15 protein-coding genes are annotated in these 16,391 nt (G+C 61.3%); 12 read left to right on the plus strand and 3 right to left on the minus strand.

Annotated elements, in window-relative coordinates; genetic code table 11:
• Positions 1-25 precede the first annotated feature (25 nt).
• Complete coding sequence (locus tag AD665_RS00495; RefSeq protein ID WP_024776562.1) at positions 26-442, plus strand: DUF3010 family protein; 417 nt, start codon at positions 26-28, stop codon at positions 440-442.
• 117 nt (positions 443-559) lie between these two features.
• On the opposite strand, the gene AD665_RS00500 is transcribed toward AD665_RS00495, so the two are convergent.
• Positions 560-1,501 (minus strand): GlxA family transcriptional regulator, encoded by a 942-nt coding sequence (locus tag AD665_RS00500; protein ID WP_024776561.1) that lies wholly within the window; start codon positions 1,499-1,501, stop codon positions 560-562.
• A 185-nt stretch (positions 1,502-1,686) separates the two neighbouring features.
• Here AD665_RS00500 and AD665_RS00505 point away from each other — a divergent pair, with 185 nt between their 5' ends.
• From AD665_RS00505 to AD665_RS00530, 6 genes are all read left to right on the plus strand, one after another.
• Positions 1,687-2,637, plus strand: a complete 951-nt coding sequence (locus AD665_RS00505; protein ID WP_024776560.1) for a choline ABC transporter substrate-binding protein — start codon at positions 1,687-1,689, stop codon at positions 2,635-2,637.
• Positions 2,638-2,709: 72 nt separating this feature from the next.
• Positions 2,710-3,597, plus strand: coding sequence for a 3-dehydrocarnitine:acetyl-CoA trimethylamine transferase CdhC (gene cdhC / locus AD665_RS00510; protein WP_024776559.1), 888 nt, complete (start codon positions 2,710-2,712; stop codon positions 3,595-3,597).
• A gap of 145 nt (positions 3,598-3,742) precedes the next feature.
• Entirely contained in the window at positions 3,743-4,708 is a 966-nt protein-coding gene (locus AD665_RS00515; RefSeq protein ID WP_024776558.1) for an L-carnitine dehydrogenase, read from the plus strand.
• Positions 4,709-4,837: 129 nt separating this feature from the next.
• Complete coding sequence (locus AD665_RS00520) at positions 4,838-5,314, plus strand: thioesterase family protein (RefSeq protein WP_024776557.1); 477 nt, start codon at positions 4,838-4,840, stop codon at positions 5,312-5,314.
• A 20-nt stretch (positions 5,315-5,334) separates the two neighbouring features.
• Positions 5,335-6,498 carry a gamma-butyrobetaine dioxygenase gene (locus AD665_RS00525; protein WP_024776556.1) on the plus strand — a complete coding sequence of 388 codons (1,164 nt, stop codon included), beginning with the start codon at positions 5,335-5,337 and terminating at the stop codon, positions 6,496-6,498.
• 350 nt (positions 6,499-6,848) lie between these two features.
• Positions 6,849-7,112 carry a hypothetical protein gene (locus AD665_RS00530; RefSeq protein WP_024776555.1) on the plus strand — a complete coding sequence of 88 codons (264 nt, stop codon included), beginning with the start codon at positions 6,849-6,851 and terminating at the stop codon, positions 7,110-7,112.
• A gap of 130 nt (positions 7,113-7,242) precedes the next feature.
• Here the strand turns inward: AD665_RS00530 and gbdR are convergent, their stop codons facing one another.
• Positions 7,243-8,346: a choline metabolism transcriptional regulator GbdR gene (gene gbdR / locus AD665_RS00535; protein WP_024776554.1), complete on the minus strand. Its 1,104-nt coding sequence runs from the start codon at positions 8,344-8,346 to the stop codon at positions 7,243-7,245.
• A 574-nt stretch (positions 8,347-8,920) separates the two neighbouring features.
• Complete coding sequence (locus AD665_RS00540) at positions 8,921-10,297, minus strand: L-serine ammonia-lyase (protein ID WP_024776553.1); 1,377 nt, start codon at positions 10,295-10,297, stop codon at positions 8,921-8,923.
• A 425-nt stretch (positions 10,298-10,722) separates the two neighbouring features.
• On the opposite strand from AD665_RS00540, the gene AD665_RS00545 reads away from it, so the two are divergent.
• The 5 genes from AD665_RS00545 to betB all read left to right on the plus strand — a co-directional run bounded on the left by AD665_RS00545 (position 10,723) and on the right by betB (position 16,252).
• Positions 10,723-11,670, plus strand: coding sequence for a choline ABC transporter substrate-binding protein (locus AD665_RS00545; protein ID WP_024776552.1), 948 nt, complete (start codon positions 10,723-10,725; stop codon positions 11,668-11,670).
• A 66-nt stretch (positions 11,671-11,736) separates the two neighbouring features.
• Positions 11,737-12,582 carry a choline ABC transporter permease subunit gene (choW, locus tag AD665_RS00550; RefSeq protein WP_024776551.1) on the plus strand — a complete coding sequence of 282 codons (846 nt, stop codon included), beginning with the start codon at positions 11,737-11,739 and terminating at the stop codon, positions 12,580-12,582.
• Positions 12,579-13,757, plus strand: coding sequence for a choline ABC transporter ATP-binding protein (choV, locus tag AD665_RS00555; RefSeq protein WP_041021077.1), 1,179 nt, complete (start codon positions 12,579-12,581; stop codon positions 13,755-13,757). The genes choW and choV overlap by 4 nt, the downstream gene beginning before the upstream one ends.
• Before the next feature lie 323 nt (positions 13,758-14,080).
• Entirely contained in the window at positions 14,081-14,701 is a 621-nt protein-coding gene (betI, locus tag AD665_RS00560; protein ID WP_024778819.1) for a transcriptional regulator BetI, read from the plus strand.
• 78 nt (positions 14,702-14,779) lie between these two features.
• On the plus strand, positions 14,780-16,252 hold the full coding sequence (betB, locus tag AD665_RS00565; protein ID WP_024778820.1) for a betaine-aldehyde dehydrogenase: 1,473 nt from the start codon (positions 14,780-14,782) through the stop codon (positions 16,250-16,252).
• Positions 16,253-16,391: the final 139 nt, after the last annotated feature.

A 16,391-nucleotide genomic window follows, 5' to 3' on the forward strand; every position in this document is an offset into this window, starting at 1 on the left:
ATACCTCCCCACTCCGAAGGCTCGAATGATTATCTGCGGCATCGAAATCAAAGGCAGCGAAGCGATCATCGCCGTCGCTTCGCTGGATCAACAGGCATTGAGCCACGTCGCGCTGAACACCCGGAAAATCGCCCTGGACGATGATGACGAAGCCGCCAACGTCAAGGCTTTCGCTGCCCGGATACAGGCGTTCGTCGCCGAGAACGCGATCGAACGCATCGCCATCAAGAAACGCAGCAAGAAAGGCGAGTTTGCTGGCGGCCCGACAACGTTCAAGATCGAAGGCGTCTTCCAACTGCTGGAAGGTTGCGACGTGACGCTGCTGTCACCGCAGACAATCAACGCGCAACACAAGAAACATGATTTCGCCTTGCCGGCAACGCTGAACAAATATCAGCATGAGGCTTACAAGACGGCGTGTGCGGCGTTGATGAAGCAATAAGCAGGTTTTCTGTGGGAGCGAGCCTGCTCGCGAAGGCGGTGGATCAGTAGGTATCCATGTTGGATTTGCCACCGTCATCGCGAGCAGGCTCGCTCCCACAGGGCCTGTGTTCGGCCCTCAGACCACCTTGCGCCGATCCTCCCGAGGGCAGCGTTCGAACCTCGCCCGATAGCTGCGGGTGAAATATGACGGTGACTCGAACCCGCAGGCGATGCTCACTTCCAATACGCTCATGTCGGTCTGGCGCAGCAGTTGCCGGGCCTTTTCCAGGCGCAAGCGCAAGTAGAAGTTGCTGGGGGTGTCGTTCAGGTGCAAGCGGAACAGACGTTCGAGCTGGCGACGGGTAACCCCGATGGATTCGGCCAGCTCAAGGGTACTCAGGGGCGGCTCGCTGTGGGTTTCCATCTCACCGATGACATGCACCAGCTTCTTGTTGCGGATGCCGTAGCGGCTGGCGATTTCCATGCGCTGGTGATCCTTGCGCGGGCGGATGCGGCCAAGCACGAACTGTTCGCTGACCTGAATCGCCAGGTCCGCGCCATGGGCCTGGCCGATCAGGTCCAGCATGAGATCGATGGAGGCCGTGCCGCCGGCACAGGTGATGCGGCGGCGGTCTATTTCGAAGAGCTCCTGGGTCACGCTGAGCTGAGGATAAGACTCCTTGAACGCCTCGATGGCTTCCCAGTGCAGGGTCACGCGGTGCCCTTCCAGCAACCCCGCGTCGGCCAGGACCACGCTGCCCGTATCGATGCCACCCAGGGTCACGCCCTCCTTGTCCAGCCGATGCAACCAGCGTTGCAACGCTTGTGTGGCGAACTTCAGCGGTTCGAACCCCGCCACCACCCACAACGTCGCGCCCTTCTTCAACGGCTCCAGCGCAGCGTCGGCGTTGACCGACATGCCATTGCTGGCCAGGACCGCGCCGCCATCGGCACTCAGCACATGCCAGCGGTACAGTTCGCCACGAAAGCGATTGGCGACCCGCAACGGTTCGATGGCCGAAATGAAACCGATGGCCGAAAAACCCGGCATCAGCAAAAAGTAGAAATCCTGGGACATGGCGCACTCGGTCGACGGGTAGCGTGGGGATCTTGATACGCCACTTGCCAGGGCCGTTCAAGAGGTCGCTGCAGTGCAAGTGCGAGTCGCCGCAGTGCGTTTTGCGAAAGGGCCGGCTGCGTAACTTGGCATCACCGGCGCGCAGACACCGGAACCCATAACAATAAGCTGCCGAGGAACCCGACATGAAACGACTGATCAGCTACTGCGTTCTTGCACTCAGCGGTACCACTTTCCTGGGCATGAGCTCGGCCACCCTGGCAGCCGAACCGGCCGCGTGCCAGAACGTGCGCCTGGGCGTCGTCAACTGGACCGACGTCATCGCCACCAGCGCCTTGACCCAGGTGATGCTCGACGGCCTCGGCTACCAGACCAAGCAGACCAGCGCCTCCCAGCAGATCATCTTCGCCGGCATCCGGGATCAGCGCCTGGACATGTTCCTGGGCTACTGGAACCCACTGATGACCCAGACCATCACGCCGTTCGTCGAGGCCAAGCAGGTGAAGGTGCTGGAGCAACCCAGCCTGAAAGATGCCCGCGCTACCCTGGCCGTACCGACTTACCTGGCCGACAAGGGCCTGAAGACCTTCGCCGACATCGCCAAGTTCGAGAAGGAACTGGGCGGCAAGATCTATGGCATCGAACCCGGGTCCGGCGCCAATACCCAGATCAAGGCAATGATCGCCAAGAACCAGTTCGGCCTGGGCAAATTCCAACTGGTGGAGTCCAGCGAGGCCGGCATGCTCGCCGCTGTGGACCGTGCCGTGCGACGCAAGGAAGCCGTGGTGTTCTTCGGCTGGGCGCCGCATCCGATGAACGTCAACGTACAGATGACCTACCTCACCGGCAGCGATGACGCCCTCGGCCCGAATGAAGGCATGGCCACCGTTTGGACCGTCACGGCGCCGAACTACGCCGAACAATGCCCGAACGTCAACCGCTTGCTGAGCAACTTGACCTTCAGTGCCGAAGACGAGAGCCGGATGATGCAGCCGTTGCTGGATCACAAGGATCCGCTCGAATCGGCCCGGCAATGGCTCAAGGATCACCCCCAGGACAAGCAGCGCTGGCTCGAAGGCGTGACCACCTTCGACGGCAAGCCGGCCGCCGACAACCTGAAACTGACCAGTAACTGATCGAACGTTATCCCTCTGCGCGGCACCCGGCTGGCTGCGCAGTGACTCACTACGCCTGAAGGAAACCGCACCATGAACCACGACGTCATCATCACTTGCGCACTCACCGGTGCTGGCGACACAACCGCCAAGAGCCCCCACGTACCGGTCACGCCGAAACAGATCGCCGAGGCCGCCGTAGAAGCCGCCAAGGCCGGAGCCACGGTCGTCCATTGCCATGTCCGCGATCCGCAGACCGGCAGGTTCAGCCGCGACGTGGCGTTGTATCGCGAAGTGATGGAGCGCATCCGCGAGGCGGACGTGGACATCATCGTCAACCTCACCGCCGGCATGGGTGGCGACCTGGAAATCGGCAGCGGCGAGCGGCCGATGGAGTTCGGCCCCAATACTGATCTGGTGGGACCGCTGACCCGCCTGGCCCACGTCGAAGAACTGCTGCCGGAAATCTGCACCCTGGATTGCGGCACCCTTAATTTCGGTGACGGCGACACCATTTACGTATCCACCCCCGCGCAACTGCGGGCCGGGGCCAGGCGCATCACCGAGCTGGGGGTCAAGGCCGAGCTGGAAATCTTCGACACCGGCCACCTGTGGTTCGCCAAGCAGATGATCAAGGAAGGCCTGCTGGACAATCCGCTGTTTCAGCTCTGCCTGGGCATCCCATGGGGCGCACCGGCCGACACCACCACCATGAAAGCCATGGTCGACAACCTGCCGGCGGACGCGGTGTGGGCCGGCTTCGGCATCGGTCGCATGCAAATGCCGATGGCCGCCCAAGCGGTGCTGTTGGGAGGCAACGTGCGGGTCGGTCTGGAAGATAACCTGTGGCTGGACAAAGGCGTGCTCGCCACCAACGGCCAACTGGTGGATCGGGCCCGTGAAATCCTCAGCCGCCTCGGTGCCCGCGTACTCACGCCTGCTGAAGGTCGCAAGAAAATGGGCCTGACCAAACGCAGCTGACAGCCCCCTCCACTCCCCTCTCTGTGGGAGCAAGGTCTGCCCGCGATGGCGATTGAACAGTCGACATCCGCGTTGCATGTGCCGCCGTTATCGCGGGCAAGCCTTGCTCCCACAGAAGATTACCGACCCTTTTCAGGAAACCACCATGAGCTTTATCACCGACATCAAGACCTTCGCCGCCCTGGGCAGTGGCGTCATCGGCAGCGGCTGGGTCAGCCGGGCCCTGGCCCATGGGCTGGACGTTGTGGCCTGGGACCCGGCACCGGGTGCCGAAGCAGCGCTGCGCAAACGCGTCGCCAGTGCCTGGGGCGCACTGGAGAAACAGGGCCTGGCGCCTGGCGCTTCCCAGGACCGGCTGCGTTTTGTCACGACCATCGAAGAGTGCGTACGCGATGCCGACTTCATCCAAGAGAGCGCACCCGAGCGCCTGGAACTCAAACTTGAACTGCACAGCCAGATCAGCGCCGCTGCCAAGCCCAATGCACTGATTGGCTCCAGCACCTCGGGGCTGCTGCCGAGCGAGTTCTACGAAGGCTCCACCCATCCGGAACGCTGCGTGGTCGGTCACCCGTTCAACCCGGTCTACCTGCTGCCGCTGGTGGAAGTGGTCGGCGGCAAGCACACCGCGCCCGAAGCCATCCAGGCCGCCATGCAGGTCTATGAATCGCTCGGCATGCGCCCCCTGCACGTGCGCAAGGAAGTGCCCGGTTTCATCGCCGATCGGCTGCTTGAAGCGCTCTGGCGCGAAGCTCTGCATCTGGTCAACGACGGCGTGGCCACCACCGGGGAAATCGATGACGCCATCCGCTTTGGTGCCGGCTTGCGCTGGTCGTTCATGGGTACGTTCCTGACGTACACGCTGGCCGGTGGCGACGCCGGGATGCGCCATTTCATGGCTCAGTTCGGCCCGGCGTTGCAATTGCCGTGGACCTATCTGCCGGCCCCCGAACTGACCGAGAAGCTGATTGACGATGTGGTGGAAGGCACCAGCGATCAGTTGGGCAGCCACAGCATTTCGGCACTGGAGCGCTATCGTGACGACTGCCTGCTGGCGGTGCTGGAAGCGGTGAAGACCACCAAGGCCAAGCATGGAATGAGCTTTATCGAATAATTCCCTTGTGGGAGCGGGCTTGCTCGCGAAGGCGGCATTCCTTTCACAGGAAAATCCGTTGGATGCACCGGCCTCTTCGCGAGCAAGCCCGCTCCCACAGTAACCACAGTCTTCCGTTGGATCGTCATCATGCCCACCCTCACCACCTACCAAACCCACATCCGCCCCGAATGGGTCGATTACAACGGTCACCTGCGCGACGCTTACTATCTGTTGATTTTCAGCTACGCCACCGACGCGCTGATGGACATGCTCGACATGGACAGCCAGAACCGCGACGCCAGCGGCCACTCGTTGTTCACCCTCGAACTGCATCTCAATTACCTGCACGAAGTGAAGGTCGACGCCGACGTCGAAGTGCATACGCAGATCATCGGTCACGACGCCAAACGCCTGCATCTCTACCACAGCCTGCATCTGGTTGGCGGGGATAAGGCGTTGGCGGGCAACGAGCAGATGCTGTTACACGTCGACCTGGCCGGCCCGCGTTCGGCCCCCTTCACGGAGCCTACCCTGGGCAAACTCAAGGCTTTGATCACCGAACAATCCGACCTGCCACTGCCAGCCTGCATCGGTCGGGTGATCGCCCTGCCGCCCGCCCGTTAGGCCTCGAAAAGGAGCTCGCCATGAACATCGCCGCCGCTGTTGCCGACTTCCGTTGCTATCCCCGGGTTTGCGCGTTGAGCGCGGCAAGCCCCTTCGCTGACCGCATACAGATCACCTGGGCCGACGGCCGCATCAGCCCGTTTCATCATCAATGGCTGCGGGATAACTGCCCCTGCCCACACTGTGTCTATACCGTTACCCGGGAACAGGTGCTGGAAATCGTCGATGTGCCTGAAGACCTGGAGCCTGGCGCGATCCGCCTCGATGCCGAAGGCTGTCTGTGCGTGGATTGGCGGGACGGCCATCAGAGCCGTTTCGATCCGGGATGGCTGCGCGCCCACGCCTACGATGATGAATCCAGGGCCGAGCGCCTGGCGGGCAAGGGCAAGCGCCAACTTTGGAAACACGATCTGCAACTGCCGGTGTTCGATTATCCGGCGCTGATGGAGGATGACAGCGCGCTGCTGCAATGGTTGCTCGCGGTACGAGACATCGGTCTGACCCAGGTGCGCGGCGTGCCCACCGAACCCGGTTCGCTGAAACAGATTGCCCAGCGCATTTCATTCATCCGCGAAAGCAACTTTGGCGTGCTGTTCAATGTGCAATCCAAGGCCAACGCCGACAGTAACGCCTACACCGCCTTCAACCTGCCGCTGCACAGCGACTTGCCGACCCGGGAACTGCAGCCGGGATTGCAGTTCCTGCATTGTCTGGTCAATGACGCCGAGGGTGGCGAGAGCATTTTCGTCGACGGTTTTTCCATTGCCGAAGCCCTGCGCCAGGAAGACCCGGAGGCTTTTGCCGCGTTATGCGAGATCCCGGTGGAATTTCGCAACAAGGATCGCCACAGCGACTATCGCTGCCTGGCGCCCATCATCGCGCTGGATGCGCTGGGCCAGGTTTCGGAAATCCGCATGGCGAACTTCCTGCGCGGACCGTTCGACACCTCGGTCAAGCAGATGCCCAGCCTCTACCGCGCCTACCGACGCTTCATCGCCCTGACCCGCGAGCCGTCGTTTCGCCTGACACAGCGGCTGGAGCCCGGTCAGCTGTGGTGTTTCGACAACCGCCGCACCCTCCACGCCCGCAACGCCTTCGACCCGGCCACCGGGGCACGGCATTTCCAGGGCTGCTATGTGGACCGGGATGAGTTGCTGTCGCGGATTCTGGTGTTGCAGCGTTAGACCGCGTCGTGGCTATCGCGAGCAGGCTCGCTCCCACAGGAGCCCCTTTTCCCTGTGGGAGCGAGCTTGCTCGCGATGGGCGGCGGCACGAATAGCGCAGGCAAAAAAATCCCCGATCAAGCCGTGACATGATCGGGGCAGGAGGCGTTACTGGAGGAGCTGTCGCGCGAGGGTGACCAAACCATCGTGATTCAGCTTGAGGCCAGTGTGCCCAGTCCCGATCAGCGTCAGTTAGCCGAAAACGACACGCTCATAGCCATATAGGTCATCGCGACGATTTGCCCTTGCCGCCGCTTCGGGTGGCTACCAGAATCGAGTCACGCCCCCATCCATGAACAAGGAAAAGCGTCATGATGCACGCCGATTTGATCGACCAGGAAGACCTGCTGGGCCAGCTCAAGGCTCTCGGCCTCCAGATACCCAGCGGCTCTACCGCCGAGCAGGCCTGTGAGTGTGCGGTGCGCGGCCTGGACAAGGCTCGCGCCAATGAACTGCGCCGGATGGTCAAGGAAATGTACACCAGCAGCGCCACCATCCTGCCGGCCGTGCGCCAGGCGATCGATAAGCAGCTATTGCCGGCACTGGCGCAATACCAGCAGAACCACAGCGCCTGAAAAATCTATCGCGAGCAAGCTTTGCTCCCACAGGCCTGGACTGCCCCTAAGGGTTGGATTTGTGTCCAACTTCTTGGGGGTAGTCCAGGCCTGTGGGAGCAAAGCTTGCTCGCGACGAAAGCGCCTCGGTCTAGAGCCTCACGCTGGCAAACGTCGACTCGTTACGCGCTTGGCTCAACGCCGACAACGGACCGGACAACGGTGACAGCACCAGGGCCTGCGGCAACGGCATCATCGCCACCTGTTGCGTGGTGTTGGAACCGACGCGCTCGTCGCGCGGTGGAATGCCGAAGTATTCGCGGTAGCACTTGGAGAAGTGCGGCGTGGAGACGAAGCCGCACACCGAAGCCACTTCGATGATCGACATCGGCGTCTGCTTGAGCAGTTGCCGTGCACGGATCAGTCGCAGCTTGAGGTAATAGCGCGACGGCGAGCAGTGCAGGTATTTCTGGAACAACCGCTCGAGCTGACGCCGGGACACGGCGACGTACACCGCCAGTTCGTCCAGATCGATCGGCTCTTCGAGGTTGGCCTCCATCAGCGCAACGATCTCCTGCAACTTCGGCTGGTTGGTGCCGAGCATGTGCTTGAGCGGCACGCGCTGGTGATCCTGCTCGTTGCGGATGCGCTCGTAGACAAACATTTCCGAGATGGCCGCCGACAGCTCGCGACCGTGATCGCGACTGATCAGGTGCAGCATCATGTCCAGTGGCGCGGTGCCGCCGGAGCTGGTGAAACGGTTACGGTCGAGGGTAAACAGGCGAGTGCTCATCGACACCCGCGGGAAAGCTTCCTGCATCGCTGCCAGACATTCCCAGTGCACGCTGCAATCGAACCCATCGAGCAGACCGGCACAGGCCAGCGCCCAACTGCCGGTGCAGACCGCGCCAAGGCGACGGGACTGGCGGGCCTGGCCTTGCAGCCAGGACACGTGCTCACGGGTAACGGTGCGCTGGATGCCGATGCCGCCACAGACGATGACAGTATCCAGGGCCGGTGCCTTATGCATGGAGGCGTCCGGAGTGATCTGCAGACCGTCACTGGCCCAGACCTGCCCGCCATCCACGGTGAGGGTGGTCCAGCGATACAGCTCGCGCCCGGATAGCTGGTTGGCCATGCGCAGGGGCTCCACTGCGGACGCCAGGGAAATCAACGTGAAATTGTCCAGCAGCAGAAAGCCAATGGACTGAGGCGCACGGTTCTGGGGTTGGGCCCCGGAGTGGGTCGACGTCATCGCAGTATCTCCTCACACAAAGCGGGTGATGGCCTCAGGCGGAGGCTCTTTTTATTGGTTGTTGCCCTTGGTCCTTATGCAGGAGACGGGCTTTTCATTGATAGAGCAATTGCCGTGCCTAAACTTGGAGGCGCATTCAATAAATCCTGAAAACGACATGCCGAGCCGTCTATATAAGGCGCACATTGAGTGTGGACTATAAGGGTCATCAAGGGCGGCTGCGGCGCGGCGCGGCAGGCGGTGAGCAGTTCGGTATCACTTGTGGGAACTGGGCTGCGCCGCTTTCACCACAGTGTCACCCCAAGCGCAGAGGACGAGCGCTCATCTGCTGCACAGCGACTGATCAGATAACAGCGTCTTATCTGTTTGCGACGCGCTAAAAGGTGGCGGGTTCAGGGGGGCAATGTTCGTTTATCGAGCAGTTTCAGAGCGCCTGTGGCGAGGGGATTTATCCCCGCTGGGTCGCGAAGCGGGCCTTCAGGTACTTCTGACACACCGAGCTGTCTGTATTCAGGGCTGCTTCGCAGCCCAGCGGGGATAAATCCCCTCACCACAAGGATCGTAAAGGCTTTTATCAGCATTCCACCGCACTGACCGCCAACCCACCGCGCGACGTCTCTTTATACTTGTCGTGCATGTCGGCGCCGGTATCGCGCATGGTGCGGATCACCCGGTCCAGGGAGATGAAATGCTGGCCGTCGCCGCGCAGTGCCATCTGCGCCGCATTGATCGCTTTTACCGCGGCGATCGCGTTGCGCTCAATGCAAGGCACCTGGACCAGACCGCCCACCGGGTCGCAGGTCAGGCCAAGGTTGTGTTCCAGGCCGATTTCCGCCGCGTTGCACAGTTGCTCCGGCGTGGCACCGAGGATCTCCGCCAGGCCTGCCGCCGCCATGGCACAGGCCGAGCCCACTTCGCCCTGGCAACCGACCTCGGCACCGGAAATCGAAGCGTTCTTCTTGCACAGGATGCCCACCGCCGCCGCGCCGAGGAAATAATCCACTACGTTGGCGTCGGTAACGGCCTCGCTGAACTTCATGAAATAGTGCAGAACCGCCGGAATGATCCCCGCCGCGCCATTGGTCGGCGCGGTCACCATGCGCCCGCCGGCGGCGTTTTCTTCGTTGACCGCCAAGGCGAAGAGGTTGACCCACTCCATTGCGCTCAGGGTCGAACCGATGACATTCGGCTTGTTCAATTCCTGCAGGCTGCGGTGCAACTTGGCTGCACGCCGACGTACGTTCAGGCCGCCGGGCAGGATGCCTTCATGCTTGAGACCATGCTCGACACATTCCTGCATGGCCCGCCAGAGCTTCATCAGCCCGCTGCGGATTTCCTCTTCCGAGCGCCAGGCCTTTTCATTGGCCATCATCAGTTCGGCCACCCGCAGGTTGTGGGTGCGACACAACGTAAGCAGCTCTTCGGCGCTGGAGAAGTCGTAAGGCAACCGGGTGGTGTCCAGGTCCGCTACGCCGCTGGAGGCCTGGGCCTCATCAACGACAAAACCGCCGCCAACCGAATAATAGGTGTCGCGGAACAACTCACCGCTGGCGCCTTCGGCCACCAGCGTCATGGCATTGGGGTGGAACGGCAGGTTTTCATCGATCAGGCGCATGTCCCGTGCCCATACGAAAGGCACCGGCAAGCGACCGTCCAGTTGCAGGGTCTCGGTTTCGCGCAACAACGCGATGCGCGGCGCAATCTGCGACGGATCGATCGCATCCGGCCACTCGCCCATCAGGCCCATGATGACGGCGGTATCGCTACCGTGGCCAATACCGGTGGCCGACAACGAACCATAGAGCTGTACCTCGACCCGCCGCACGTCATTCAGCAGTGCCTTTGCCCGCAGCGCCTCGACAAACAGCGCCGCGGCGCGCATCGGGCCGACCGTGTGAGAACTGGACGGGCCAATACCAATTTTGAACAGGTCAAATACGCTGATTGCCATTGCCTAGAACCTCCAGAACGGGCATATCCGGGCGCAGGAGCGCCCGGTGACGGAGCTGCTACGCTCAACGCCGGGATGGCCGCATCATCCGGTTTTTGCCGCAGGGGTCGACGTCTGACACCGACGCAATTATGCCCACCAACGTCGCCCGTCCCATGACAGGGTTCTTCGCCGTTTTTTTGCGTGTCAGAGACCTGCCAGAGGCGGAAAAAATCTGTAAACGACGTTACCAACACTGGATGCGACCCTCCCTGTACTGGATACGACCCACCCTGTAGGCGACAGATTTGCGCTGGTACATGATCGGTTACGGCTCGTTTTCAAGGCCGCGTGTCGACAGTGGTCACGCGCCCCAACCGCAACATCACAATACAAAGCGCGATTGTCCTGCCGGACACCGCCGATAAAACACCAGGAGTCCACTCATGAAAGGTTCCAAGTCGTTGTTGTTGGCCGCCATGCTGAGTCTTCCCATGCTGGCCAACGCTGCTGAACCCGCACAGTGCAGCACTGTCAACTTCTCCGACGTCGGCTGGACCGACATCACCGTGACCACCGCCACCACCAGCGTGATTCTCGACGCTCTGGGCTACAAGACCAAGACCACCATGATCTCCGTACCAGTGACCTATAAGTCCCTGGCCGACGGCAAGAACATGGACGTGTTCCTCGGCAACTGGATGCCGACCATGGAGAACGACATCAAGGCCTACCGCGACGCCGGCACCGTGGAGACCGTGCGCACCAACCTCAAGGGCGCCAAGTACACCCTGGCCGTGCCCAAGGCCCTGTACGACAAAGGCCTGCACGACTTCGCCGACATTGCCAAGTTCAAGAAGGAACTCGACGGCAAGATCTACGGCATCGAACCGGGCAACGACGGCAACCGCCTGATCCAGAGCATGATCGACAAGAACGCCTTCGGCCTGAAGGACGCCGGCTTCAAGGTTGTCGAGTCGAGCGAAGCGGGCATGTTGTCCCAGGTCGACCGTGCCTCCAAGCGCGGCACCGACGTGGTGTTCCTCGGCTGGGCACCGCATCCGATGAACACCCGCTTCAACATTGAATACCTGACCGGCGGCGACGACTTCTTCGGTCCGGATTTTGGCGCCGCTACCGTGGCGACCAACACCCGCAAAGGTTACACCCAGGAATGCAGCAACGTTGGCCAGCTGTTGAAGAACCTCGAGTTCACGGTCGACATGGAAAGCAAACTGATGGGCAACGTCCTGGACGACAAGATGAAGCCTGAAGCCGCCGCCAAGGCGTGGCTGCAGAAAAACCCACAGGTACTCGATACCTGGCTCGCTGGCGTGACCACCATTGACGGTAAACCTGGCCTGGAAGCCGTGAAAGCCAAGCTCGCACAGTAATAGTTATGCCGGGCGGGCCTCCACCCGCCCGGGCTGTTTATCCCTTGCATGCGGACGTTCACTACCATGCTGATTGATCATAAAATACCCTTGGGCCAGTACATTGCGGGCTTCGTCGAATGGTTGACGCAACATGGCGCCAACACCTTTGACGCAATCGCGTTATTCCTGGAAACGATGATTCACGGCGTGACATTTGCGCTGACCTGGTTCAACCCGTTTGCCTTGATTGGCCTGATTGCCCTCCTGGCGCATTTCATCCAGCGCAAATGGGGCCTCACTGTATTCGTCATAGCTTCCTTCCTGTTGATCCTCAATCTGGGTTACTGGCAGGAAACCATGGAAACCTTGGCCCAGGTGATGTTCGCGACCCTGGTCTGCGTTGTGATCGGTGTGCCGCTGGGCATTGTTGCCGCGCACAGGCCGATGTTCTACACCATGATGCGCCCGGTACTCGATCTGATGCAGACCGTACCGACCTTCGTCTACCTCATTCCTACCCTGACCCTCTTCGGTCTGGGTGTAGTCCCGGGTCTGATCTCCACCGTGGTGTTCGCGATTGCCGCGCCCATCCGCCTGACCTACCTGGGTATCTGCGACGTTCCGGAAGAACTGATGGACGCCGGCAAGGCCTTTGGCTGCTCCCGTCGCCAGCTCCTGTCGCGTATCGAACTACCCCATGCGATGCCAAGCATCGCGGCCGGCGTCACCCAGTGCATCATGCTGTCGTTGTCGATGGTGGTAATCGCTGCACTGGTAGGTGCCGACGGTCTGGGCAAACCCGTGGTCAACGCACTGAACACCGCCGATATCGCCCTGGGCTTCGAAGCCGGCCTGGCAATCGTACTGCTGGCGATCATGCTCGACCGTATCTGCAAACAACCCGACGCCAAAGCAGGGGGTGACGCATGAGCATAATCCGCTTCGACCAGGTCGATGTGATCTTCGCCAAGGATCCACGCGAAGCCCTCAAACTGCTCGACCAAGGCATGACCCGCAACGAGATCCTGAAAAAGACCGGACAAATCGTCGGCGTGGAAAAAGCCAGCCTGGACATCGAGAAAGGCGAAATCTGCGTGCTGATGGGCCTGTCCGGCTCCGGCAAATCCAGCCTGCTGCGCTGCATCAACGGCCTGAACACCGTGAGCCGTGGCAAGTTGTTCGTCGAGCATGAAGGCCGGCAGATCGACATTGCCTCCTGCAGCCCCGCCGAACTGAAGATGATGCGCACCAAGCGCATCGCCATGGTATTCCAGAAGTTCGCCCTGATGCCTTGGCTGACGGTGCGCGAGAACATCAGCTTCGGCCTGGAAATGCAGGGCCGTCCGGAAAAGGAACGGCGCAAGCTGGTGGATGAGAAACTGGAGCTGGTGGGCCTGGCCCAGTGGCGCAACAAGAAGCCCGACGAGTTGTCCGGCGGGATGCAGCAGCGGGTCGGCCTGGCCCGCGCCTTGGCGATGGACGCCGACATTCTGTTGATGGACGAACCGTTCTCGGCCCTCGACCCGCTGATCCGCCAAGGCCTGCAGGACGAACTGCTGGAGCTGCAGCGCAAGCTGAGCAAGACCATCGTGTTCGTCAGCCATGACCTCGACGAGGCCCTGAAGCTGGGCAGCCGGATCGCGATCATGAAGGACGGCCGGATCATCCAGTACAGCAAGCCGGAAGAAATCGTGCTGAACCCGGCGGACGACTATGTGCGCACCTTCGTTGCCCATACCAACCCGCTCAACGTCCTGTGCGGTCGCAGCCTGATGCGCACCCTGGACAACTGCAAGCGCATCAACGGTTCGGTATGCCTGGATCCAGGTGGCGACTCCTGGCTCGACCTGGCCGAAGGCAACACCATCAAGGGTGCACGCCAGAACGGCGCAGCACTGGACCTGCAGAATTGGGTCCAGGGGCAACCCGTCGAAGGCCTGGGCCGTCGCCCGACGCTGGTGGATTCCAACATCGGCATGCGCGACGCCTTGCAGATCCGCTACCAGACCGGCAACAAGCTGGTGCTCCACGACAATCAGAAAGTGGTCGGGATCCTCGGCGACAGCGAGCTGTACCACGCGCTGCTCGGTAAGAACCTGGGCTAAACCCCAACCCTGTGGTAGCGAGCCCTGTGGGAGCAAACTCTGTAGGAGCCGAACCCTGTGGGAGCCGAGCTTGCTCGCGATGAACGATGACGCGGTTTGCAGTTGAACCGTGTCGACTCCATCGCGAGCAAGCTCGGCTCCCACAGGGCGGGCTCCTACAGGGTTCGGCTCCCACAGGGTTTTGCATTCCTGAAAAGCAAATCTCTGGACCTTGACCTACGCCAGATTTTTTATTGATTGAACGTTCAATTAAAACAAAATAGACTGCTCATCAGCACCACCGGACAACACTCTGTCCGTCGGATGATCGAGGAGAGAGCCCCATGCCCAAGGTCGGTATGCAACCCATCCGCCGCCAGCAATTGATCGATGCCACGTTGCAGGCCGTCGATCAGGTCGGCATGGGGGATGCCAGCATTGCGCTGATTGCCCGTTTGGCCGGTGTCTCGAACGGCATCATCAGCCACTACTTCCAGGACAAGAATGGCCTGATCGCGGCCACGGCCCAGTACCTGATGACTGTCCTGAGCGAGAACATCACCGCACGCCGCCAGGCGCTTGAGGATTCAAGCCCACGGGCTCATCTGAAGGTGATCATCGAAGGCAACTTCGACGCCAGTCAGGTCAACGGCCCGGCAAGAAAAACCTGGCTGGCCTTCTGGGCCACCAGCATGCATCACCCGTCATTGCACAGGTTGCAGCGGATCAACGATCACCGTCTGTATTCCAACCTGTGTTGCCAGTTCCGCCGCGTGCTGCCTGTCGATGAGGCGCGTAGCGCGGCGCGGGGCCTGGCCGCGCTGATTGACGGCTTGTGGCTGCGCGGGGCGCTGTCGGGAGACGCGTTCGACACCGCCCAGGCACACCGGATCGCTTACGAATACATGGATTTCCAACTGGGCAAGGCAGGGGCGCCAGAGCACACAGAACCGCTCGACTCCTGAACCGCCGCCGAACCGCGTAGTCAGCTTTAGAAGACGCGCACGGGGGCAGCCAACCACTTATGCACTTGCGAGGACTTTATGGCCCGTTTCGAACTGCAAAAACTCTACATCGATGGCGCGTACAGCGATGCCAGTGGCGACGCCACTTTCGAAGCCATCAACCCTGCCAACGGTGAAGTACTTGCCCAAGTGCAGCGTGCGACGAAGGAAGACGTCGAACGCGCCGTGCTCAGCGCCGAAAAGGGCCAGAAAGTCTGGGCCGCCATGACCGCCATGCAGCGCTCGCGGATCTTGCGTCGCGCTGTGGACATCCTGCGCGAGCGCAACGATGAGTTGGCCGCTCTGGAAACCCTGGACACCGGCAAGGCCTACTCCGAAACCCGCTACGTCGACATCGTGACCGGCGCCGACGTGCTGGAATACTATGCCGGCCTGGTGCCCGCCATCGAAGGCGAGCAGATCCCGTTGCGCGATACCTCGTTCGTCTACACCCGTCGCGAGCCCCTGGGCATCGTCGCCGGGATCGGTGCGTGGAACTACCCGATCCAGATCGCGCTATGGAAGTCCGCACCGGCCCTGGCGGCCGGCAATGCGATGATCTTCAAGCCCAGCGAAGTCACCTCGCTGACGACCCTGAAGCTGGCCGAGATCTACACCGAAGCAGGCGTTCCACCTGGGGTCTTCAACGTCTTGACCGGCAGCGGCCGTGAAGTCGGCACCTGGCTGACCGAGCACCCGCGCATCGAGAAGGTCTCGTTCACCGGCGGCACCGACACCGGCAAGAAAGTCATGGCCAGCGCTTCGAGTTCCTCGCTCAAGGACGTAACCATGGAACTGGGCGGCAAGTCGCCTCTGATCATCTGCGACGACGCCGACCTGGATAGAGCCGCCGACACCGCGATGATGGCCAACTTCTACAGCTCCGGCCAGGTCTGCACCAACGGCACCCGCGTGTTCGTGCCAAGCCATCTCAAGGCTGCGTTCGAAGCCAAGATCGCCGAGCGTGTGGCGCGCATCCGCATCGGCAACCCAGAGGACGAAAACACCAACTTCGGCCCGCTGGTGAGCTTCGCCCACATGGAAAGCGTGCTGGGCTACATCGAGAAGGGCAAGGCTGAAGGCGCCCGTCTACTGTGTGGCGGCAAGCGCCTGACCGACGGCGAGTTTGCCAAGGGTGCGTTCGTCGCTCCGACCGTATTCACCGATTGCACCGACGAGATGACCATCGTGCGGGAAGAAATCTTCGGCCCGGTAATGGCGATCCTCAGCTACGAAACCGAGGAAGAAGTGATCCGCCGAGCCAACGACACCGAATTCGGCCTGGCCGCCGGCGTCGTGACCCGCGACCTCAACCGCGCCCACCGCGTGATTCATCAACTGGAAGCGGGTATCTGCTGGATCAACGCCTGGGGCGAATCCGACGCGAAGATGCCGGTCGGTGGCTACAAACAATCGGGTGTAGGCCGGGAGAACGGGATCAGCTCGCTGAATAACTTCACGCGCATCAAATCGGTACAGGTCGAGTTGGGCGATTACGCATCGGTGTTCTAAAGCCCGGCTTCTGCGGTGCCTGCGAGGCCGTCATCGCGGGCAAGCCATGCTCCCACAAGGAATCTGCTGTAACACAACTGCTGTGTCTATCAGAAACCTGTGGGATCAAAGCTTGCTCGCGATGGAGTGAAAGACACTC

The sequence above is a fragment of the Pseudomonas corrugata genome (assembly GCF_001269905.1).
In the GTDB taxonomy this organism is placed as follows: domain Bacteria; phylum Pseudomonadota; class Gammaproteobacteria; order Pseudomonadales; family Pseudomonadaceae; genus Aquipseudomonas; species Aquipseudomonas corrugata.